The organism is Luteimonas sp. A534 (genome assembly GCF_054072805.1).
Map to the genome: position 1 here is coordinate 687,834 of NZ_JBSVRR010000002.1, position 20,832 is coordinate 708,665.

Annotated in this window: 15 protein-coding genes and 1 pseudogene; 8 read left to right on the forward strand and 8 right to left on the reverse strand. The window is 70.3% G+C overall.

What is annotated here, in order from left to right; all coding sequences use genetic code 11:
• Positions 1-13: 13 nt before the first annotated feature.
• The 4 genes from ACW5F0_RS07900 to ACW5F0_RS07915 form a co-directional block, all read right to left on the reverse strand.
• Positions 14-3,265 (reverse strand): ankyrin repeat domain-containing protein, encoded by a 3,252-nt coding sequence (locus ACW5F0_RS07900; protein WP_456999465.1) that lies wholly within the window; start codon positions 3,263-3,265, stop codon positions 14-16.
• 25 nt (positions 3,266-3,290) lie between these two features.
• Positions 3,291-3,563: a YcgL domain-containing protein gene (locus ACW5F0_RS07905; protein WP_456965481.1), complete on the reverse strand. Its 273-nt coding sequence runs from the start codon at positions 3,561-3,563 to the stop codon at positions 3,291-3,293.
• A gap of 97 nt (positions 3,564-3,660) precedes the next feature.
• Positions 3,661-4,674 carry a cytochrome d ubiquinol oxidase subunit II gene (gene cydB, locus ACW5F0_RS07910; RefSeq protein ID WP_456965480.1) on the reverse strand — a complete coding sequence of 338 codons (1,014 nt, stop codon included), beginning with the start codon at positions 4,672-4,674 and terminating at the stop codon, positions 3,661-3,663.
• Entirely contained in the window at positions 4,674-6,083 is a 1,410-nt protein-coding gene (locus ACW5F0_RS07915) for a cytochrome ubiquinol oxidase subunit I (RefSeq protein WP_456965479.1), read from the reverse strand. The genes cydB and ACW5F0_RS07915 overlap by 1 nt, the downstream gene beginning before the upstream one ends.
• A 168-nt stretch (positions 6,084-6,251) precedes the next feature.
• Between ACW5F0_RS07915 and ACW5F0_RS07920 the strand changes: the two genes are divergently transcribed.
• Positions 6,252-8,645, forward strand: a complete 2,394-nt coding sequence (locus ACW5F0_RS07920) for a prolyl oligopeptidase family serine peptidase (RefSeq protein ID WP_456999466.1) — start codon at positions 6,252-6,254, stop codon at positions 8,643-8,645.
• A gap of 84 nt (positions 8,646-8,729) precedes the next feature.
• Positions 8,730-9,671 carry an oxygen-dependent coproporphyrinogen oxidase gene (hemF, locus tag ACW5F0_RS07925; protein ID WP_456999467.1) on the forward strand — a complete coding sequence of 314 codons (942 nt, stop codon included), beginning with the start codon at positions 8,730-8,732 and terminating at the stop codon, positions 9,669-9,671.
• Positions 9,672-9,910: 239 nt separating this feature from the next.
• Here the strand turns inward: hemF and ACW5F0_RS07930 are convergent, their stop codons facing one another.
• Both ACW5F0_RS07930 and polA read right to left on the reverse strand, forming a co-directional pair.
• Positions 9,911-10,393: a DUF421 domain-containing protein gene (locus tag ACW5F0_RS07930; RefSeq protein ID WP_456965476.1), complete on the reverse strand. Its 483-nt coding sequence runs from the start codon at positions 10,391-10,393 to the stop codon at positions 9,911-9,913.
• A 364-nt stretch (positions 10,394-10,757) separates the two neighbouring features.
• Positions 10,758-13,523 (reverse strand): DNA polymerase I, encoded by a 2,766-nt coding sequence (gene polA / locus ACW5F0_RS07935; RefSeq protein WP_456965475.1) that lies wholly within the window; start codon positions 13,521-13,523, stop codon positions 10,758-10,760.
• A gap of 77 nt (positions 13,524-13,600) precedes the next feature.
• Between polA and ACW5F0_RS07940 the strand changes: the two genes are divergently transcribed.
• From ACW5F0_RS07940 to ACW5F0_RS07960, 5 genes and pseudogenes are all read left to right on the forward strand, one after another.
• Positions 13,601-13,888 carry a DUF2782 domain-containing protein gene (locus ACW5F0_RS07940; protein ID WP_456965474.1) on the forward strand — a complete coding sequence of 96 codons (288 nt, stop codon included), beginning with the start codon at positions 13,601-13,603 and terminating at the stop codon, positions 13,886-13,888.
• Positions 13,879-14,610 carry a DUF502 domain-containing protein gene (locus tag ACW5F0_RS07945; RefSeq protein ID WP_456965473.1) on the forward strand — a complete coding sequence of 244 codons (732 nt, stop codon included), beginning with the start codon at positions 13,879-13,881 and terminating at the stop codon, positions 14,608-14,610. Before ACW5F0_RS07940 ends, ACW5F0_RS07945 begins: the two co-directional genes overlap by 10 nt.
• 181 nt (positions 14,611-14,791) lie before the next feature.
• On the forward strand, positions 14,792-15,106 hold the full coding sequence (locus ACW5F0_RS07950) for a manganese efflux pump (protein WP_456999469.1): 315 nt from the start codon (positions 14,792-14,794) through the stop codon (positions 15,104-15,106).
• Positions 15,107-15,207: 101 nt separating this feature from the next.
• A pseudogene (locus tag ACW5F0_RS07955) lies at positions 15,208-15,384 on the forward strand (DUF418 domain-containing protein); the annotation flags it as partial.
• Between the two features lie 137 nt (positions 15,385-15,521).
• Positions 15,522-17,483, forward strand: a complete 1,962-nt coding sequence (locus ACW5F0_RS07960; protein WP_456965471.1) for a S9 family peptidase — start codon at positions 15,522-15,524, stop codon at positions 17,481-17,483.
• Between the two features lie 76 nt (positions 17,484-17,559).
• Here ACW5F0_RS07960 and ACW5F0_RS07965 read toward each other — a convergent pair whose 3' ends face one another.
• Complete coding sequence (locus tag ACW5F0_RS07965; protein ID WP_456965470.1) at positions 17,560-18,243, reverse strand: hypothetical protein; 684 nt, start codon at positions 18,241-18,243, stop codon at positions 17,560-17,562.
• A 127-nt stretch (positions 18,244-18,370) separates the two neighbouring features.
• On the opposite strand from ACW5F0_RS07965, the gene ACW5F0_RS07970 reads away from it, so the two are divergent.
• Positions 18,371-18,616, forward strand: coding sequence for a hypothetical protein (locus ACW5F0_RS07970; RefSeq protein ID WP_456965469.1), 246 nt, complete (start codon positions 18,371-18,373; stop codon positions 18,614-18,616).
• 6 nt (positions 18,617-18,622) lie between these two features.
• Here ACW5F0_RS07970 and uvrD read toward each other — a convergent pair whose 3' ends face one another.
• Positions 18,623-20,803 carry a DNA helicase II gene (uvrD, locus tag ACW5F0_RS07975; protein WP_456965468.1) on the reverse strand — a complete coding sequence of 727 codons (2,181 nt, stop codon included), beginning with the start codon at positions 20,801-20,803 and terminating at the stop codon, positions 18,623-18,625.
• Positions 20,804-20,832: the final 29 nt, after the last annotated feature.

Genomic DNA, 20,832 nt, shown 5'->3' on the forward strand with positions numbered 1-20,832 from the left:
GCGCGCGCCGGCCTCAGCTCCGGTCGCGCAGGAACCGCGCCATCGACACCCCGGTCGGCGCCGGCGCGAACTCGGCGGCAACGTCGATGAAGCCGCGCATCACCGCGACTTCGCGCGGGGTGCGGTTGAGGGCGTCGCGCAGGTCCGGATCGCAGCCGGCGCGCAGCAGGTGCCGGGCCAGGCGCAGCAGGCCGTGCAGGGCGGTCAGGTGCAGCGGGCCGAAACCACGCGGGTCCTGGGCGTCCAGGCGCGTGTCTTCATCAAGCAGGCGGTCGACGGCCGAGAGCACCACGTCCTCGTCGCAGGCGGTGCCCGGTTCGGCGCGCGCGCCCAGCAGCAGCAGCAGCGGGGTCACACCGCCGGCGGCGACGGCATCGGGCTCGGCGCCGGCCAGCAGCAGGGTGTCGAACAGGGCGAGCAGGCGGGGGCGGTCGCGCGCGGTGAAGCCGTAGAGCGCGGCGCAGTGCAGCGGCGTGAGGCCCTGTGCATCGGCGGCCTGCACGTTCGCACCCGCGGTGAGCAGGCGCGCGCAGATGTCGGGCATGCCGAGCGCGGCGGCAAGCATGAGCACGGTGACATCGCCCGGCAGGCGCTGTTCCAGCGCGGCGCCGGTGGCGAGCAGGCGTTCGACGATCGCGCCGTGGCGCATGCTCACCGCGGCCGAGAGCGGCGTGGCGCCGGTGTGCGCCGCGCGCTGTGCGTCCGCGCCGCGCTCGAGCAGGAGTTCGAGGGTGTCGGCATGGCCACCGCCCGCGGCGCGCAACAGGGCGGTGCAGCCCTTGTCGTCGGCGGCATCGACCGGGAAGCCGAGTTCGAGGAGGCGGCGCACCGCGCCGGTGTCGCCGACCATGGCCGCGGCCGGGAGGTCACCGGCTTGGAGCGGGCGCTTGGGCAGCGCCCAGCCGTTCCAGTCGAGCCAGTCGGCGAGATCGCGGCGGCCAGCGGACAGGGCCACGCCCAGCGGCGTCTGGCCATCGGCGGCGCGCACGTCGGGCGAGGCACCGCCCTTGACCAGCAGCTTCAGCGCCGGCTCGCGAGCGAGGGCGGCCGCCAGGTGCAGGGCGGCCATGCCATGGCCGTCGCGGCGATCGAGGTCGACGCCATCGGCGACCAGGCGCTCGAGCAGGCGCATCCAGCCCAGGCGCACGGCCAGCGCCGCGGCGGGATCGCCGCCCGGCGAAGACGCGAACACGTCGGCGCCGCGTTCGATGAGTTCCAGCGCGAACTGCTCGAGGCCACGCGCGGCCTGGTCTTCGCGCACGCAGGCCTCGAGGAAGCGCGCCAGGCCGCCGGCCCCCGCCGGCGAGGCGCCACCGCGCAGCAGCGCCTGCGCCGCGGGCAGCGCGGCGGTGCCGCGACCGAGCAGCTGCATCAGCGCGCTGTCGCCGTCGTCCTCGCGCACGTCCGCATCGGCGCCGTTGAGCAGCAGCCATTCAATGCGTGCGGGCGTCGGCGGGGCATCGGCGGGCAGCAGCAGGCCACCGAGTTCGGCCGCGGTCACCAGCTGCGCCAGCGGCTCGAGGCCTTCGAAGCGGCCGTCCCCGAGCTGTTCGCGCAACACGTCCAGCGGCGCGCGGTCGGTCGGCACGTCGCTGTCGCCACCGAGCACGCTGGCCGGCAGCGGATGCGCGGGATCGAGCGCGGCCACCATCGCCCAGCGGCCGCCGGAGGCGGCATGGTCGACGGGCCGCTTGCCCACGGCGTCCTCGATCGCGGCATCGACACCCAGCTCCATCAGGCGCGCCGCCAGCGGCGCGCTGCCCGATGCGCTGAGCCCGGCCAGGTGCATGGCGTTGCGTCCCTCGGCGTCGAGCACGTGGACGTCCACGCGTTCGGCCAGCAGTTCAAGCGCGGCGAGATGCCCCCCAAAGGCGGCTTCATGCAGCGGCGCACGGCCGTGGGCATCGCGGGCATCGGCGTCGGCGCGGGCGTCGAGCAGCGCCGCCATGATCTCGGCATGGCCGGCCAGCGCGGCCTCGTGCAGGGCGCTGCGTCCACGCGCGTCGCGTGCGTCGACCTTCGCCTTGTGACGCAGCAGCAGCGCCACGCCGGCGACGTCGTCGTCATCGCCACCCGCGGCCGCCAGCAGCGGCGGCGAGCCGCCTTCGGGCTCGGTGCGTGCGCCGCGCTCGAGCAGGAAGCGGGCCAGGCGCCAGTTGCCGCAGCCGCAGGCGATGCCCAGCGGAGTCAGGCCGTCGGCGTTGCGGGCATCGAGTTCGGCGGCGGCATCGCGCAGCAGCGCGGCGACGCCCGGATCGGAGCTGCGTGCGGCGTGGTGCAGCGGGGTGTTGCCATCGCGGTCGGCCGCGCGCGGATCGGCGCCGTTGGCGAGCAGGGTCATCACGGCTTCGGGGCGGCCGTGCCAGCTGTCGCGGGTCGCGGCCAGCAGCGGCGTCAGTCCGGCATGGGCGTGGTTGAGATCGACGCCGCTGGCGATCAGCGCGCGCAGCAGGCGCAGGTCGGGCAGCACGGCGGCCAGCACCGCCAGGGCGCGCTGGTCGCGGCTTTCGGCATCGGGCAGCGCGTGCGGATCGGCGCCGTCCTCGAGCAGGGCCAGCGCGCGCTCGACGCGTCCACCCCGCGCTGCGGCGTACAGCGCCGCGGTGGCGTCGCCATCGGTCTCTTCAACGGCGGCCGGCAACGCCGGCTCCGGCATGTCGACCACTTCGATCATGGCCTGCGACAGCGGCGTGCGCAGCACCGCCAGGTGCAGCAGCGGCCATGCCACGGCTGCCAGTGCCGCCAGCGCCCAGCGCGCGCCGCCGGAGACCAGGCCGGGCCAGGCCAGTGCCAGCGCGAGTGCCAGGATGGCGGCAATGGCCAGGGCCGCGCCCAGGCCACGCCAGCTCGAGCCGTCGTAATCGTCCAGCGCGCGCCAGTGGCCTGCCAGGCCCTGGCCGCCGGCACCCTCGACCAGCTGCCACAGCGGCCACAGCCGCCACAGCGCGATCACGCCAAGGCCTGCGGTGGCACTGAGCGCAAGCACCGATCCCAACGAGGCACCGCGGCTTTCCAGCAGCGTGGACAGTGGCCAGCCCACCAGCAGCGCGGTGGCGGCCATGGCTGCGGCCCACAGCGCAGCCAGCGCCAGCAGCTCGCGGCGCAGACCGGGGCCCGCAGGCAGCGCAGCGCCACGGACCGCGCGCAATCCAAGCGCGAACGCCGGCTGCGCCACCCAGACAGCCAGGGCCGCGACCCCGACCTCCGGGAGCCCGGCCAGCAAGGACAGCGCGACGCCGATGACGACGGGCATCCAGCGCTTCATGGGCGGAGTCTTCACGGACGGGGACTCAGGCATCGGTGCCCCAGTCCTCGGTCAGCGGGTCGAGGTCGGCCCGCGGCGGCATCTGCAGGTGGAAGCCGCGGGCGACGAGGTTCGTGCGGACCACGTCGGCGTCCTCGCGGGCGAGGCGGCGGCCGGGTGTGAGCGCGACCTCGAGCACGAAGCGCAGCTCGCCGAGCTCGCCGCGGACCGGATCGGGGATGCGGCCGAAGTCGTCGCGGCCGGCGAGGTAGACGTAGGTATCGGCCTTTCGAAGGCTCTTGTAGACGAAGGCTTGCATCTGCTGGTCCGGCGTGTGGGCGCACGCGTGCAGAGGGAAGCATAAAGCAAGCGCGCCGCGCCGCCGCGCACCGACGGGCGCGGGGTGGCGGGAATGTTCATTGGTAGCCTGCGTCGGCCTGGATCTTGCCGCGGAATACCGAGTACGACCACGCCGTGTAGCCGAGGATGATCGGCAGCAGGATGACCAGCCCCACCAGGGTGAAACCCTGCGAGGACGGCGGCGAGGCTGCATCCCAGATGCTCAGCGAGGGCGGGATGATGTTGGGCCAGATGCCCACCGCCAGGCCGATGAAGCCGAGCACGAAGAAGCTCAGCGTGAGCAGGAACGGACTGGCGTCGCGGCCCTCGCGCATCGCCGCGACCCAGAGCGCGACGGCATTGGCCAGGGCCAGCAGCGGCACCGGCGCCAGCCACCAGAAGTTGCCGCTTTCGAACCAGCGCGCCATCACCTGCGAATCCAGGAACGGCAACCAGGCGCTGACCAGGCCCATGAAAGCCACCACCACCAGCACCAGCGGCCGGGTGAGCGTGCGCGCCACCTTCTGCAGCGGCCCTTCGGTCTTGAGGATCAGCCAGCCGGCGCCGAGCAGCGCGTAGCCGAACACCACGGCGACGCCGGTCAGCATCGAGAACGGGCTGAACCAGTCGAAGGCGCCGCCGAGGTACTTGCCCTCCTCCAGCGGCATGCCTTCCACCAGCGCGCCCAGGATCAGGCCCTGCGCGAACGCCGCCACCATCGAACCGAGCGCGAACGCGCCGCCCCAGAACCGCCGCGCGCGCCGCGCCTTGAAGCGGAACTCGAAGGCCACGCCGCGGAAGATCAGCGCGATCAGCATCACCAGCACCGGCAGGTAGAGCGCCGACAGCAACACCGCATAGGCCTTGGGGAACGCGGCCAGCAGCGCGGTACCGCCGAGCACCAGCCAGGTCTCGTTGCCGTCCCAGATCGGCGCGGCGGTGTTCATCATGTTGTCGAGCTGGCCGCTGTCTTCGGCGAAGGGCGCGAGGATGCCCAGCCCGAGCACGAAGCCATCCAGCAGCACGTACATCAGCACGCCGAAGCCGATCACGAAGTACCAGGCCACCGGCAGCCAGGTCGCAGCGTCCATCACGGGCCCTCCGTCTGCATGTCGTCGCGATCGCCGACCGACAGCGGGCGCGCCGGGGTCTTGTCGCCGCCCTCGGTATCGGGCGCGTCCTCGTGCCGCTGCGGGCCCTTGCGCGCAAGGCCGATGAGATACCAGATGCCGGCGCCGAAGATCACGGCATAGGCGACGGCATACGTGGCCAGCGACGTCATCACGGCCGCGGCGGAGATGTTGGGGCTGAGCGCTTCGCTGGTGCGCATCAGGCCGTAGACGACCCAGGGCTGGCGGCCGATCTCGACCACGTACCAGCCCGCGAGCAGGGCCACGAAGCCCGCGGGACTGAGCAGTCGCCAGCCGTTGAGCAGCCACTTCGATTCGAACAGCCAGCCGCGCCACCAGGCCCAGGCCGAGGCCAGCGCGAGCAGCAGCATCGCCATGCCCAGCCCGACCATGACCCGGAAGCCCCAGAACACCGGCGCGATCGGCGGACGCTCGGTGGCCGGCACGGCGGTCAGCGGCTCGATCTCGCCGTCCCAGCTGTGGGTGAGGATCAGGCTGCCAAGGCGCGGGATCGCCAGCTCGTAGCGGTTGCTTTCAGTCGCCTCGTCCGGCCAGGCGAACAGCACCAGCGGCACGCCGGCGCCCGGCTCGGCGTGTTCCCAGTGCCCCTCCATCGCCGCCAGCTTCACCGGCTGGTGCTCGCCGACGTTGAGCCCGTGCAGGTCGCCCACCAATACCTGCAGCGGCAGCGCGATGGCGGCGAACGCGACCGCCAGCTTCAGCGACCTGCGGCCCGCCTCGACGTGCACGCCGCGGCGCAGGTACCAGGCGCTGACGCCGCCGATCACCATGCAGGTGGTGATGAACGCGGCCAGCACCATGTGCGCGAGCCGGTACGGGAAGGACGGATTGAAGATGATTGCCCACCAGTCGACGGGGTGGAACATGCCGTCGACGATCTCGTGGCCCTGCGGCGTCTGCATCCAGCTGTTGGCGGCGAGGATCCAGAAGGTCGAGAACAGCGTGCCCAGCGCGACCATGCAGGTGGAGAAGAAGTGCAGCTTCGGCGACACCCGGTTCCAGCCGAACAGCATCACGCCCAGGAAGCTGGCCTCGAGGAAGAACGCGGTCAGCACCTCGTACGCCAGCAGCGGGCCGAGGATGGCACCGGCGCGCTCGGACAGCGCCGCCCAGTTGGTGCCGAACTGGAAGCTCATCACGATCCCCGACACCACGCCCATGCCGAACGAGATCGCGAAGATCCGGAGCCAGAAGAAATAGAGGTCGCGCCACATGGCGTCGCGGGTGCGCAGCCAGCGCCATTCCAGGAAGGCCAGCCAGTGCGCCAGGCCGATGGTGAAGGCGGGAAACAGGATGTGGAAGGTGATCACGAAACCGAACTGGATCCGCGACAACAGCAGTGCGTCCACATCCTTCTCCGCGACACGGGCCGGGGTGCCGCGAATGCGCATTGTGCGCCGGCCGCGCGCGCGCGCTGTTCAGGCGGCGTGAAACGCGGGCATGACCACCGGCCCGGGAGCGGCCTTGCACCCGGCTGATACGCTGGCGCGTCAACCGTCCCCGGGGATCCCTGCACCATGCGCCAATGCTTCGTCGTCCCGCTCCTGTCGTTCTCCCTGCTGCTGGCCATCGCGCCGGCGTCCGATGCCGCGGCGCAGCCCGTGCAGGCCCTCGACCTGCACCAGGTCATGGCCGACCCGGACTGGATCGGCCCCCCGGTGGAAGGCATGTGGTGGGCCTGGGACGGCGGCACCGCGTACTACGTGGCCAAGCGCCGCGGCAGCAACGTGCGCGACACGTTCGCGCAACCGATCGCCGGCGGTGATGCGACCCGGGTCGACGGCGCCGACCGCGCCGGCATCGATGCAGCCAACCCGGTCTACGACGCCAACCGCGCGCGCATGGCCTTCCTGCGCAGCGGCGATGTCTTCCTGCGCGACCTGCGCAGCGGCGCGCTGACCCAGCTGACCCGCACCGAGGCCGGTGAATCGCAGCTGCAATGGGGCCGCGACGGCTCGCTGTCCTGGCGCAGCGGCAACGACTGGTTCCGCTGGACCGCGGGCAGCGGCGTCGGCCAGGCCGCGAGCCTGAAGGCCGAGGACGCGCCGGGCACGCCGCCCAAGGCGGACGACCTGCGCGAACGCCAGCTGCGCTACATCGAGACCCTCCGTACCGAGCGCGACCGTCGCGATGAGCTGCGCACCCAGGCCGAGGCCTGGCGCAGCGCCGACCCGAGCCGCACGCCGGCACCCGCCTTCCTCGGCAAGGACGTGGAGCTGCAGGGCAGCGCGCTGTCGCCCGACGGCCGCTGGCTGTTCGCCGTCACCCAGGCCAAGGGCGCCGATGCCGGCCAGACCGGCAAGATGCCCAAGTACGTCACCGAATCCGGCTACGAGGAGTTCGAGGACGTGCGCACCCGCGTCGGCCGCAACGATCCGGTGCCGCAGTCGTTCTGGCTGGTGTCGGTGGCCGATGGCTCGGTGCGCGAGCTCAAGACGGACGCGCTTCCCGGGATCACGCAGGATCCGCTGGCCGCGCTGCGCAAGGCCGCCGGCAAGGACGCGCTGAAGGGCAACCGCGCCGTGCGCATCGAAGGCTGGGGTGGCGACGTCTCCTCGGGCGCACGATGGAGCGACGACGGCGACGCACTCGCGCTGATGCTGCACTCGGTCGACAACAAGGACCGCTGGCTGGCGACCGTGGACCTGGCGCAGGCCACGCTGCAGCCGGTGCACCGCCTGACCGACGACGCCTGGATCAACTGGGGCTTCAACGAGTTCGGCTGGATGCCCGACGGACGCAGCCTGTGGTTCATGTCGGAGGAGTCGGGCTGGTCGCACCTGTACGTCACGACGGGCAGCCGCGCGCGCGCGCTCACCTCGGGCCGCTGGGAGGCTTCGCAGCCGGTGCTGGCCGCCGATGGCCAGGGCTTCTGGTTCCTGTGCAATCGCGCGCGTCCCGGTGACTACGAGGTCTGCCACGTCGGCGCCAACGGCGGCGAGGTGCGCGAGCTGACCGCGCTTCATGGCGTTGAGGACTTCGTCGCCTCGCCCGATGGCAGCCGCGTGCTGGTGCGCCACTCGACCAGCTACGTGCCGCCGCAGCTGTCCGTGGTCGACGCCGCCGGCGGCAGTGCGCGCCAGCTGACCGACACCCGCACCGCGGAGTTCAAGGCGCGCGAGTGGATCCAGCCCGAGACCGTGCAGGTGCCTTCGAAGCACGGCGCCGGCACCATCTGGGGCAAGTACTACGGCCCCGCCACGATGGAGCCCGGCCGCGAGTACCCGATCGTGCTGTTCGTGCACGGCGCGGGCTACCTGCAGAACGTCAGCGACCGCTACCCGAACTACTTCCGCGAACAGATGTTCCACAACATGCTGGTGCAGCAGGGCTACATCGTGCTGGACCTGGATTTCCGCGCATCCGAAGGCTACGGCCGCGACTGGCGCACGGCGATCTACCGGCAGATGGGACATCCGGAGCTGGAGGACTACCTGGATGGCATCGACTGGCTGGTGGAACAGCGACAGGGCAAGCGCGACCGCGTCGGCATCTACGGCGGCAGCTACGGCGGCTTCATGACCTTCATGGCGCTGTTCCGCGAGCCCGGCACTTTCAAGGCCGGCGCCGCGCTGCGGCCGGTGACCGACTGGTCGCAGTACAACCACGGCTACACCGCCAACATCCTCAACACCCCGGAGATCGATCCCGAGGCCTACGCGAAGTCTTCGCCGATGGAATACGCCGAAGGCCTGCAGGACCACCTGCTGATCGCGCACGGCATGATCGACGACAACGTGTTCTACAAGGACTCGGTGATGCTCGCGCAGCGCCTGATCGAGCTGCGCAAGGACAAGTGGGAGCTGGCCAGCTATCCGCTGGAGCGCCACGGCTTCGTGCATCCGGATTCCTGGTACGACGAATACCGGCGGATCCATGAGCTGTTCGAGCGGGTGCTGAAAGCCCCCTGAGGGAGCCTGGTGACGCAATCGCGGCTATAGCCGCTCCTACAAAGGGGCGGCGTGGCTCTGGCCCGCCGTCCTACAATGTGGCGCATGAACGATTTCAACGCCGTCCGCGACTACCTGACCGACTTGCAGGACCGCATCTGCGCGGCCATCGAGGGCGCCGACGGCGCCGCCCGCTTCCACGAGGATGCCTGGACCCGCCCGCCCGCGGCGGAAGGCAGCGCTGGAAGCCCCCTGTCGGGCGGTGGCCGCACTCGGATCCTGCGCGACGGTGCGGTGTTCGAGCAGGCCGGCATCGGCTTCTCCGACGTGTCAGGCACGCGACTGCCGCCCTCGGCCACTGCGAACCGGCCCGAGCTTGCCGGCGCCTCCTGGCGCGCGGTGGGCGTCTCGCTGGTGTTCCATCCACGCAATCCCTACCTGCCCACCACCCACGCCAACGTCCGCCATTTCCACGCCGAGCGCGACGGCGAGACCGTGGCCTGGTGGTTCGGCGGCGGCTTCGACCTCACGCCCTTCTATCCCTTCGACGAGGACGTGCTGCACTGGCACCGCACCGCGCGCGCGCTGTGCGAGCCTTTCGGCGGCCAGGCGCGCTACGACGCGCACAAGGCCTGGTGCGACGACTACTTCTTCATGAAGCACCGCGGCGAGACCCGCGGCGTCGGCGGCCTGTTCTTCGACGACCTGCAGGACGACTTCGAACGCGACTTCGCCTACACGCGCGCGGTCGGCGACGGCTTCCTCGATGCCTGGCTGCCAATCGTGGAGCGCCGCAAGGCGATGCAGTACGGCGAGCGCGAGCGCGACTTCCAGCTCTACCGCCGCGGCCGCTACGTCGAGTTCAACCTGGTGGTCGACCGCGGCACCCATTTCGGCCTGCAGTCGGGCGGCCGCACCGAGTCGATCCTGATGAGCCTGCCGCCGCTGGCGCGCTGGGAATACGGCTTCCAGCCCGAAGCCGGCAGCGCCGAGGCGCGCCTGGCCGACTACCTGCGGCCACGGGACTGGTTGGCGGAGCTGGGTTGAGGGAGCGCTTTTTTAGCCACGGATTTACGCGGATAAGAGCGGATCAAGCAAAGGCGAAAGCTGAAGCTGAAACTAAAGCGAAATGGTGGAGCAAAAGCGGGAATGCTGGCCGCGCTGCACGCGAGCGTTAGCCACCCAGCCTGCGCCATCCGCTCTATCTGCTTATCGCTCTATCGCTCTATCCGCGTCTATCCGCGCAAACCCGGGGCAAAACGCCCTGCTCTACCTGCCCCGACGCTTCAGCGCGCATCCTTGCGCGGCACCACGGTGATGGCGCCGTCGACTTCGAGGGTCACGAGCGCGGCGTCCGATACGTCGGCGAGGCCGTTGCTGCGCAGGGCCTCCTGGACATCCCGCGCGCTGATGTTCTGCGCACGCAGCACGCGCTCGAAAAGCTCGCCGTCACGCGCCAGCATCACCGGGGAGCCTTCCACCAACCTGTCGAGCCGGCGGCTGCGCGCTGTCACGAAGCCCACCGCCCAGTTGCAGGCGATCAGGGTGGCCGCAAGGATCAGACCGCCCAGCAGCGAGAAGTCCTCGCCGATCAGCGAGTTCTGCACCGCCGTGCCCAGCAGCACCACCACCAGCAGGTCGAAGGGCGTGAACTGCCCGACCGTGCGCTTGCCCGACAGCCGCAGCATGAACAGCAGGATGAAATAAACAAGCACCGCGCGGAGCACGAACTCCCACCACGGCATGGCCAGCTCGAACATCCCGGACATGACACCTCCCTGCAACGACGTGGGGGAAGTGTCGGCTCGCGGATGGTGAAGGGCGCGGGAAGAGCGTTTTGGCCACGAATTTACGCGGATAAACGCGAATCAAGCAAAGGCGGGCAATAAAAAGCCCCGCTGGCAGGGGGGGCCGGCGGGGCTGGAGAACGGGGCTCGGGGAGAAGCCGTCGTTCCGGGGTCGATCAACTCCAGGGGAGGGGAGGTGATCTGCGACAGACCTTGCATCTGTCACGGGCTATATGACCATCGCGTACATGGATGGTTCGTGAAGATCAGCGTTAAGTTTTTGTTGGATTCAGCCGCCGTTTACAAGCATCCGACGGACGGTTGCGGCGTCGACATTCCTGAATACTCAGTGCGCCTGTTCCCAGTTGTCGCCGACGCCGCTGTCCACCAGCAGGGGCACCCTCAGTTCGGCCGCCGCGGTCATCCGCGCCACCACCTCGGCCAGCAGGGTATCGACGAATCCGGCCTCGCACTCGAACACCAGTTCGTCGTGCACCTGCAGGATCATCTGCGCGCGATCGGCGTGGTCGGCGAGCCATCCGTCCACCGACACCATGGCGCGCTTGATGATGTCCGCGGCCGTGCCCTGCATCGGCGCATTGATCGCGGCACGCTCGGCGCCGGCACGCTGCGCCTGGGTGCCGCGGCTGATGTACTCCAGGTAGAGGCGGCGGCCGAAGACGGTTTCGACGTAGCCCTGCTCGCGCGCCTGCACCCGCGTGCGCTCCATGAAGTCGCGCACGCCGGGATAGCGCGAGAAATACAGCGCGATGTAGTCCTGCGCCTCGCCGCGCGAGATGCCGAGGTTGCGCGCCAGTCCGAACGCTCCCATGCCGTACATCAGGCCGAAGTTGATCGCCTTGGCGGCGCGGCGCTCGTCGCCACTGACGTCGTCGATCGCGCGGCCGAAGACCTCCGCCGCGGTGGCGCGGTGGATGTCGGCGCCGGCCTCGAACGCGGCCACCAGGCCGGCGTCCTGCGAGATGTGGGCCATGATCCGGAGTTCGATCTGCGAGTAGTCGCAGGCCACGATCTTCCGCCCCGGGGGCGCAACGAAGGCGGTGCGGATGCGGCGGCCGTCCTCCGTGCGGATCGGGATGTTCTGCAGGTTGGGATCGCTCGATGCCAGGCGACCGGTGGCGGCGCCGGCCTGCTGGTAGCTGGTGTGCAGGCGGCCGGTGTGGGGATTGACCATCTCCGGCAGCTTGTCGGTGTAGGTGCCGCGCAGCTTGGCCAGGCTGCGGTAGTCCAGGATCACGCGCGGCAGCTCGTGCAGGTCGGCGATCGCCTCCAGCGCCTCCTCGTTGGCCGAGGGCTGGCCTTTGGGCGTCTTCACCAGGGTCGGCAGGCCGAGCTCGTCGTACAGCAGCGCGCAGACCTGCTTGGGGGAATCGAGGTTGAAGCTGCGCCCGGCGAGCGCAGTGGCGCGTTGCTGCAGCTCAAGCATCCGCCGCCCGAGCTCCGCGCCCTGGCGGCGCAGTTCGCCCGAGTCGAGCAGCACGCCGTTGGCTTCCACGCGCGCCAGCACCGGCACCAGCGGCATCTCGATGTCGCGGTAGACCGGGGCCAGGCCCGGCTCGGCCTCCAGCCGTTCGGAGAGCACGCGGTGCAGGCGCAGGGTGACGTCCGCGTCCTCGGCCGCGTAACGCGTGGCGTCGTCGATGGCGACCTGGGAAAAGGGGATCTGCTTGGCGCCCTTCCCGGCCACGTCCGCATAGGCCACGGTCTGGTAGCCGAGCTCGCGCCGGGCCATCGAGTCCATGTCGTGCCGCGCGCGGCCGGCGTCGAGCACGAAGCTTTCCAGCAGCGTGTCGTCGCCGTAGCCGGCGACGTCGATGCCGTGGCGGCGCAGCACGTGGAGGTCGTACTTGCCGTTCTGGCCGACCTTGCGCACCGAGGCGTCCGTGAGCAGCGGGCGCAGCATGTCCAGCGCCAGCGCGCGATCGAGCTGGGCCGGCGCGCCCGGGTAGTCGTGGGCCAGCGGAAGATAGGCGGCGTGCCCGGGCTCGCAGCAGACACTGATGCCCACCAGGTTGGCGCGCAGCGGGTCCAGGGAATCGGTCTCGGTGTCGAGCGCGAACAGGCCGGCTGCCCGCAGGCGCGCGATCCAGGCGTCGAGCGCCGGGGCGTCGAGGATCGTTTCGTGCCGTCCGGGCGCGGCCAGCGCGGGGTCCAGCGCGGCGTCCGCCGCGGTCGGTGCCGGGGCAACGAAGCCCGTGCCCGGACGCGCGATCGTGGCGCGCGCGGGGACCACGCCGCTGGCGTTGCCGCCGTCGAGTTCCTTCAGCGCCTGCACGAAGCCGTAGCGCTGGTACAGGCCGCGCAGGATCTCGACGTCCGGGTCGCGCAGGCCAAGGTCGGTGGCACCGACCTCGAGTTCAACGTCGGTGCGGATGGTCGCAAGCTCCCGGCTCAGCGGCAGGCGTTCAAGCGCCGCGCGCAGGTTGTCGCCGACCTTGCCCTTGATCTCGCCGGCCGAGGCCATCACCCCGTCCAGGCTGTCGTAGGCGGCCAGCCATTTCGCCGCGGTCTTTGGTCCGCACTTCTCCACGCCGGGGATGTTGTCGACGCTGTCGCCCATCAGTGCCAGCAGGTCGACGATCTGGTTTGGGCGCACCCCGAACTTCGCGATCACCGCGTCGTCGGAATCGGTGCGGCTGCCGCTCATGGTGTTCACCAGGGCCACGCCCGGGCGCACCAGCTGGGCGAAATCCTTGTCGCCGGTGGAAATGGTGACGTCGATGCCCTGGCCTGCCGCCGCCAGCGCCAGGGTGCCGATGACGTCGTCGGCCTCCACGCCCGGCACGCGCAGGATCGGGATGCCCAGCGCCTCGACCACGTCGCACATCGGCTGCACCTGGAGGCGCAGGTCGTCGGGCATCGGCGGGCGGTTGGCCTTGTATGCGGGATACAGGTCGTCGCGGAAGGTCTTGCCGGGCGCGTCGACCACGAAGGCGACGTATTCGGGCCGCTCCTTCAGCGTGGCGCGCAGCATGTTGACCACGCCGAACAGCGCGCCGGTGGGCTCGCCCTGCGCGTTCGTCAGCGGCGGCAGCGCGTGGAAGGCGCGATAGAGATAGGAGGATCCGTCGATCAGTACCAGGTGCGTCATGCCGGGATTCTACGTCGTCGCCGGCAGTGGCCGCGGCGGCTGGCGCATAATCAGCGCCTGCCCCACGGGAGACCCCCATGAACCGTTTCGCCGCCGCGCTCGCTGCCGCCCTGATGCTTGCCGCCTGCGCCACGTACGGTGGAGCCGGCGAGGAGATCCCGGATAACGCCGTTGAAACCGTCCGCACCGAGCCCAACGGCGACATGGTTACCGAGTTCCGGGTCGACGGCCGCCTGCGCGCGCTGCGCGTCCAGCCTGCACGGGGCCCGACCTACTACCTGTTCGACCGCAACGGCGACGGCGTCGTCGACAGCGCGCGCGATGGCGTGTCTCCGGTCTACTTCAAGCTGTTCGAGTGGAACTGATCACGCCACCCGGCCACGACCACGGCCACGACGATGCCGGCTCCGGCCTGAAGAAGCGCCTGCGGCCGCTGCTCACCACCTGGCTGACCGGGCTGCTGGCGGTCCTGCCGCTGGTGCTCACCCTGGTGCTGCTCGGCTGGGCGGTGGGCATCGTCAACGGCGTCCTGGGTCCCAGCAGCCTGTTCGGGCGCTCGTTCACCGTGTTCGGCGCCTGGTTCGCAGCGCACCCGATGGCGGCCTGGCTGCTGGGCACGCTGCTGACCCTGGTCCTGGTGTACCTGCTCGGCCTGCTGGTGCAGTCACGGCTGAAGGGCCCGTTCAAGGCCCTGCTCGACAACACCATGCGCCGGATCCCGCTGGTGGGCAGCGTGTACGCGCTGGCGGAGCGCTTCGTCTCCGTGATCGGGGACCGGCAACAGGCCGACATCGGCGCGATGAGTCCGGTGTGGTGCTTCTTCGGTGGTGACGGCGTGGCCGTGCTCGGCCTGCTGCCGAACCCGGAGCCGATCGAATTGCAGGGCCGCATGTATCTCACGGTGCTGGTCCCGACGGCGCCGATCCCGGTGGGCGGCGGCCTGCTGTACGTGCCCGCCGAGTGGGTGACGCCGGCCGAGATCGGCATCGACACCCTGACCAGCGTCTACCTGTCGATGGGCATCACCGCGCCCAGGCCGGGCAGTACGACAGCGCGTGATAAAATGCAGGCCCCCGTTGGGGAGTAGCCTGCTTCCTTGATCGAGGAAGCGTCCGCGTCAACATGCTCGGCAGCACCTGCCGTGGCGCGCGACACCATCCAGGTTGGCGAGACCATCGGTATGCAGGCGCAGCAGGGTTCGGGCGCGCCGGCATGCCGTCGTCCGCGCGCCCGGCCCTGGACAGCACATACACCCCCTATCGATCCTCATGCTCGGCATCGCGATGTCGACCGACGCCTTTGCCGCGGCCGTGGGCAAGGGCGCCGCGATGCGCACGCCGCGCCTGCGCGATGCTCTGCGCGCGGCGATGGCGGTCGGCGTGGGCCTGGCCTTCCTCGAGGTCAACATCCTCGTGGTCGCCTCGGTGATCGGCCTCACCACCTTCGTGATGGTGACGCTCGGCATCCTGCTCGGACGCGTGCTCGGCGCGATGGCCGGGAAGCGCGCGGAGATCGGCGGCGGCGTGTTGCTGGTGCTGATCGGCGCCTTCATCCTGTTCGAGCACCTCACCGGCGCCGCCTGACGCACGCCCGCGCCCGCACCTCCGGCGCGCGGGACTCCTAGGCGATGTTGCGCAGCCGGTCGAGGACATCGTGAGGATGATGCGCTTCTGCGACGAGCAACTACCTGCCGCAGTCACTGGCATGTTCGCTGCTGTTCTACGGCTATGGCCTGGCCCTGTGGGGCAAGCTGCCGTACGCCGGCCTGATCGCCGTGGCGCTCGCGATCTACGCCCTGCAGATGGTGTTCAGCCGCTGGTGGATGGACCGCTTCCGGTTCGCACCCATGGAATGGGCGTGACGCACGCCTGACCTGTCTCGAGCCGCAGCCGATGCGGCGCGACCGCCGCGAAGCTTGACCTGCGGAGGCCGGCCCGCGGCGCGGCCGATTTGCTACCGTGGCCTGCCGTGTTCCCGGCTGTTGCCAAGGTGATGCCCATGCGCAGATTCCATACGCTTTACATGCCGGCGTTGCTGGCCGTCGGCCTGCTTGCCGCATGCGGCGGGCAGGACCCGTCGACGAGCGCTGCTCCCGCCGCCGGTTCCGACGCCCAGGCGACGCGGTATTCCGCGGCGCAGTTCTTCGAGACCACCAGCTTCAGCATCGCCCCCGCCAGCGGCCTGCCGTTCTCGCCCGACGGCACGTCGCTGCTGGTCTCGTCCGACCGGACCGGCGTGTTCAACGCCTACGCGCTGCCGGTGGACGGCGGCGACCCGGTGGCATTGACCGCCTCCACCGACAACACCGTGTTCGCCGCCAGCTACCTGCCCGACGGGCGGATCGTGGTGGCCTCGGACCAGGGCGGCAACGAGCTGACACACGTCTACATCCGCGAGGCCGACGGCACGCTGCTCGACCTGACGCCCGGTGACAACGTCAAGGCCTCGTTCTTCGGTCTCGACCCTGACGGCAAGACCCTGTACATCAGCTCGAACGCGCGCGACCCGAAGGCCTTCGACCTGCTCGCCTTCGATACCGGCACGCTGCAGGGAAAGACGGTCTTCCGGAACTCGGGCGAGTTCTATCCGTCCGATGTGTCGCGCGATGGCCGCTGGCTGGCGCTGGAGAAGCCCAACACCTCGGCGGATTCGGACGTGTACCTGGCCGATCTGCAGGGCGGGGGTGCGCCGGAGTTGATCACCCGGCACACCGGGAACATCGCGTACGGCAGCTACGGTTTCACGCCCGATTCGACCGCGCTGGTGCTGGCCACCAACGAGCATGGCGAATTCAACCAGGCCTGGACCCATGACCTGGCCAGCGGCGAGCGCACGCCGCTGGTGCAGGCCGACTGGGACGTGATGTCCGTGACGTGGTCGCCGTCGGGGCGCTATCGCGTATCGGCGATCAATGCCGATGCCAAGGGCGAACTGACCCTGCTCGACACGCAGACCGGCCAGCCGGTGGCCTTCACGGGCCTGCCGGACGGCGACATCGGCGGCGTGCGCTTCTCGCCGGACGAGGCCCGCGTCGCCTTCACCGTGGCCTCCGACACGTCACCGTCCGACGTGTTCGTCGCCGACCTTGCCGACGGCAAGGCGCGCCGGCTGACCCACGCGCTGAATCCGGCGATCGACGAATCGCAGCTGGTCGAGGCGAGCATCGTCCGCTACCCGGGCGAAGGTGGCGTGCAGGTGCCGGCGGTGCTGTACAAGCCGCGCGGCGCCAGCGCGGCCAATCCCGTTCCCGCGGTGGTGCTCGTGCACGGCGGGCCGGGCGGGCAGACCCGCCGCGGCTACTCCGCGATGACCCAGCACCTGGTCAACCACGGCTATGCGGTGCTCGGCGCCAACAACCGCGGCTCGTCCGGCTACGGCAAGACCTTCTTCCACATGGACGACAAGGCCCACGGCGAGGCCGACCTGCGCGACATCGTGGCCGGCGGCGACTGGCTGCGCGCGCAGGACTGGGTCGCCAGCGACCGGGTCGCGGTGATGGGCGGCTCCTACGGTGGCTACATGACGGCCGCCGCGCTCGCGTTCCATCCCGAGGCGTTCGAGGCCGGCATCAACATCTTCGGGGTGACCAACTGGGTGCGCACCCTGGAATCGATCCCGGCCTGGTGGGGCGCGCAGCGCGATGCGCTGTTCGACGAGATGGGCGATCCGGCGACCGACGCCGAGCGCCACCGCAGGATCTCGCCGCTGTTCCACGCCGGCAACATCGTGCGTCCGATGCTGGTGGTGCAGGGCGCCAATGACCCGCGCGTGCTGCAGATCGAGTCGGACGAACTGGTCGCAGCGGTGCGCGCCAACGACGTGCCGGTCGAGTACGTGCTGTTCCCCGACGAAGGCCACGGCTTCCTCAAGCGCGAGAACCGCATCACCGCGCAGGAGGCCTACCTGGAGTTCCTCGACGAGCACGTCGGCGGGACGAAGGAGGCCGCCACGGCGCAGTGATGCGTTCCGCCGGGCCGGCGCCCTCGATGTCGGTGACCACCCCGCCGGCGAAGTCCGACCCCTTGCTACCGCGGCCTCAGGCGGCCACTGCCTGCCGCGCGTACAGCCCGCTGTCGAACATGTAGCGGTGCTTGCGGTAGATCAGCGCTTCCACGTCCGCGTCCAACTCGTCGTCGACGCGGCCGTCGTAACCGGTGCGGTTGACGTGCGGGAAGGGGAATGCGGCACCGGGCTTCAGGAACGGCGCCACGGCGCGCGGGAACGCCTCGCTCAGTGCTTCGTAGCGGACCAGCTCGACGTTGCCGGGCAGCTGGCCGTCGACCAGGAAATAGCCTTCCTGCGGCGTCTCCTTGCGGTGGTAGCCGGCGCGGGCGGCGAAGTCGCGCAGGTCGCCGGAGGTGCGCTCCAGCAGCGCCGGGTTGCCCTTCTCGCGCTCGCGCACGTCGGGCCGCTTCATGTAGTGGTAGTGCGAGTATTCCAGCGTGTACGGATTGCGGATCACGGTCACGATCTTCTCGAAGTCGTGGATGGTCCGGCCGTCGATGGCGTGCACGTAGTCCAGCGCTTCGGGCAGCGTGCAGTGCCGCTTGATGTCGGTCCGCGGGTGCATGCCCTCGATGCCAAGCGGCGCCAATTCGAGATCGGCATCGGCATGGCAGTTCCAGGCCGGCCCCTGCAGGTTGTGGATCAGGTAGTCCGAACAGCTCGACCCGCCGGTCTTGCCGATGTGGATGAACATCATCCGGTCATTGAAGATCATGCGCGCCCTGGTCAGCGGATCCGAAGCGTCGAAGCTTAGCGCAGGCTGGCGGGGGCTCGCGATTCACGCGGCGTGCAAAGCAGGGAAGGCAGCATGTGCAGTGGACGACGCACCACGGATCCCCCCCATGTTCGGACGCGAGCGGCGCAAGCCCCAATCCCAAGCCCAGGCCGCGCTCCGTGCCGGGCTGACCCCTGCACAGTCCAAGGCGCTGGACACGCTGGAACATTTCCAGTGGACGCTGAGGTTCGTGCGCCGGCCGATGTTCCAGGATCCGATCCCGGTGGTGTTCGACCGTACGGGCGAGCGCTGGGCCGTGCTCGAGCCCGACGGCTCGCTCAACGAGTCGCCGGGCTTCCGCCTGCGCGAGTGAACGCCCTCAGGCCGGCTGCAGCTTGGCGTAGGCCAGCACCAGCCACTTGCTGCCCGCGCCGTCGAAGTTGACCTGCACGCGGGCATGCGCACCGCCACCCTCGATGTCGGTGACCACGCCGCTGCCGAAGCTGGCATGGACCACGCCCTGGCCCACCGCGATGCCCGGCGTCTCCTCGACCACCGCGTGCCCGTAGTCGCGGCGCGGCGCCTGCGGGTAGCGCGGCCGCGACACCTGCACCTTCGGCCGCACGTCGTTGAGCAGCGCCGGCGGGATCTCGCGCAGGAAGCGCGAGGGCATGCCGTACATGTCCTGGCCGTGCAGGCGCCGGGTCTCGGCGTGGCTGAGCACCAGCTTCTGCCGCGCACGGGTGATGCCGACGTAGGCCAGGCGCCGTTCCTCTTCAAGGCGACCGCTTTCGTCGATCGAGCGTGCGTTGGGGAACAGGCCCTCCTCCATGCCGGCCAGGAACACCAGCGGGAACTCGAGCCCCTTGGCGCTGTGCAGGGTCATCAGCTGCACGCCGTCCTCGCCGGCCTGGGCCTGGCCTTCGCCGGCCTCGAGCGCGGCGTAGGCAAGGAACGCGACCAGCTCGCCCATGGCCGCGGTTTCGTCGTCCTCGCCGCGCACGAAGCGAGACGCCACCGACACCAGTTCGTCGAGGTTGTCGACGCGTGAATCCAGGCTGCCCTTCGACTCGCGCGCGTAGTGCTCGCGCAGGCCGGAGCGCAGCAGCACATGGTCGATCTTGTCCTTGAGCGGCAGGTCGCCCAGCTCGCCTTCGATGGCATCGACCAGCGCGTGGAAGGCCGCCAGCGCGTTGCGCGCACGCCCTGCCAGGCCGCCGCCCTGCGCGCAGCGCAGCGACGCCTCCCACAGCGACACGCCATCGGCGCGGGCGCGCATGCGCACCTCGTCCAGCGTGCGTCCGCCGATGCCGCGCGTGGGCGTGTTGACCGCGCGCTCGAAGGCGGCGTCATCGGCGCGGTTGGCCACCAGCCGCAGGTAGGCCAGGGTGTCCTTGACCTCCGCGCGTTCGAAGAAACGCACGCCGCCATACACGCGGTAGGGTACCTGCGACTGCAGCAGCTTCTCTTCGATGATCCGCGACTGCGCGTTGCTGCGGTAGAGCACGGCACAGTCGCCGTGGCTGCCGCCGTCGCGCACCCACTCGCGGATGCGGCCGACGATGTAGTCGGCCTCGTCGATCTCGTTGTAGGCGGCGAACAGGTCGATCGGATCGCCCTGCCCGCTGTCGGTCCACAGGCGCTTGCCCATGCGGCCCGGGTTGTGCGCGATCACCGCGTTGGCGGCATCGAGGATGGCGGCGGTGGAGCGGTAGTTCTGCTCCAGGCGGATGGTCTGCGCGCCCGGGAAGTCCTGCAGGAAGCGCTGCACGTTCTCGACCTTGGCGCCGCGCCAGCCGTAGATCGCCTGGTCGTCGTCGCCGACCACGAACACCTGGCCAGCGTCGCCCGCCAAAAGGCGGATGAAACCGTACTGGATGGCGTTGGTGTCCTGGAACTCGTCGACCATCAGGTGCGCGAAGCGCTGGCGGTAGTGCGCCAGCAGCACCGGCGTATCACGTAGCAGTTCGTGCGCGCGCAGCAGGATCTCGGCGAAGTCGACCAGCCCGGCGCGGTCGCAGCGCTCCTGGTAGAGCGCGTAGGCCTTGAGCATCACCGAGCCCCACTCGTCCTGGCCGTCCTGGATGTGCGCCGGGCGCCGGCCCTCGTCCTTCTGCGCGTTGATCCACCAGGCGATCTGCCGCGGCGGGAAGCGCGCCTCGTCGAGCTCCAGCTGCTGGACCACGCGCTTCACCATGCGCAGCTGGTCGTCGGAGTCGAGGATCTGGAAGGCCTCGGGCAATTTCGCGTCCTGCCAGTGCAGGCGCAGCAGGCGGTGGGCGAGGCCGTGGAAGGTGCCGATCCACAGCCCGCGCGCGCCATTGCGCAGCAGCGCGTCAGCGCGGTGCCTCATCTCGGCCGCGGCCTTGTTGGTGAAGGTGACCGCGAAGATGCCGTGCACCGGCACCCCGAAGACCTCGTTCAGCCAGGCGACGCGGTGGGTGAGCACGCGGGTCTTGCCGGAGCCGGCACCGGCGAGCACGAGGTAATGGCCGGGCGGTGCCGACACGGCCTCGCGCTGGGCGTCGTTGAGGCCGTCGAGCAGGTGGGAGACATCCATCGCGCCATTTTACGCGACCCTGTCGCGCA

What these genes read in the sequence shown, in the direction of transcription:
- ACW5F0_RS07965 (WP_456965470.1), bottom strand. Translation starts at nt 18,243, where the DNA reads ATGATCTTCAATGACCGGATGATGTTCATCCACATCGGCAAGACCGGC.
- ACW5F0_RS07920 (WP_456999466.1), top strand. Translation starts at nt 6,252, where the DNA reads ATGCGCCAATGCTTCGTCGTCCCGCTCCTGTCGTTCTCCCTGCTGCTG.
- ACW5F0_RS07905 (WP_456965481.1), bottom strand. Translation starts at nt 3,563, where the DNA reads ATGCAAGCCTTCGTCTACAAGAGCCTTCGAAAGGCCGATACCTACGTC.
- ACW5F0_RS07900 (WP_456999465.1), bottom strand. Translation starts at nt 3,265, where the DNA reads ATGAAGCGCTGGATGCCCGTCGTCATCGGCGTCGCGCTGTCCTTGCTG.
- ACW5F0_RS07960 (WP_456965471.1), top strand. Translation starts at nt 15,522, where the DNA reads ATGCGCAGATTCCATACGCTTTACATGCCGGCGTTGCTGGCCGTCGGC.
- cydB (WP_456965480.1), bottom strand. Translation starts at nt 4,674, where the DNA reads ATGGACGCTGCGACCTGGCTGCCGGTGGCCTGGTACTTCGTGATCGGC.
- ACW5F0_RS07930 (WP_456965476.1), bottom strand. Translation starts at nt 10,393, where the DNA reads ATGTCCGGGATGTTCGAGCTGGCCATGCCGTGGTGGGAGTTCGTGCTC.
- ACW5F0_RS07970 (WP_456965469.1), top strand. Translation starts at nt 18,371, where the DNA reads ATGTTCGGACGCGAGCGGCGCAAGCCCCAATCCCAAGCCCAGGCCGCG.
- ACW5F0_RS07940 (WP_456965474.1), top strand. Translation starts at nt 13,601, where the DNA reads ATGAACCGTTTCGCCGCCGCGCTCGCTGCCGCCCTGATGCTTGCCGCC.
- ACW5F0_RS07950 (WP_456999469.1), top strand. Translation starts at nt 14,792, where the DNA reads ATGCTCGGCATCGCGATGTCGACCGACGCCTTTGCCGCGGCCGTGGGC.
- uvrD (WP_456965468.1), bottom strand. Translation starts at nt 20,803, where the DNA reads ATGGATGTCTCCCACCTGCTCGACGGCCTCAACGACGCCCAGCGCGAG.
- hemF (WP_456999467.1), top strand. Translation starts at nt 8,730, where the DNA reads ATGAACGATTTCAACGCCGTCCGCGACTACCTGACCGACTTGCAGGAC.
- polA (WP_456965475.1), bottom strand. Translation starts at nt 13,523, where the DNA reads ATGACGCACCTGGTACTGATCGACGGATCCTCCTATCTCTATCGCGCC.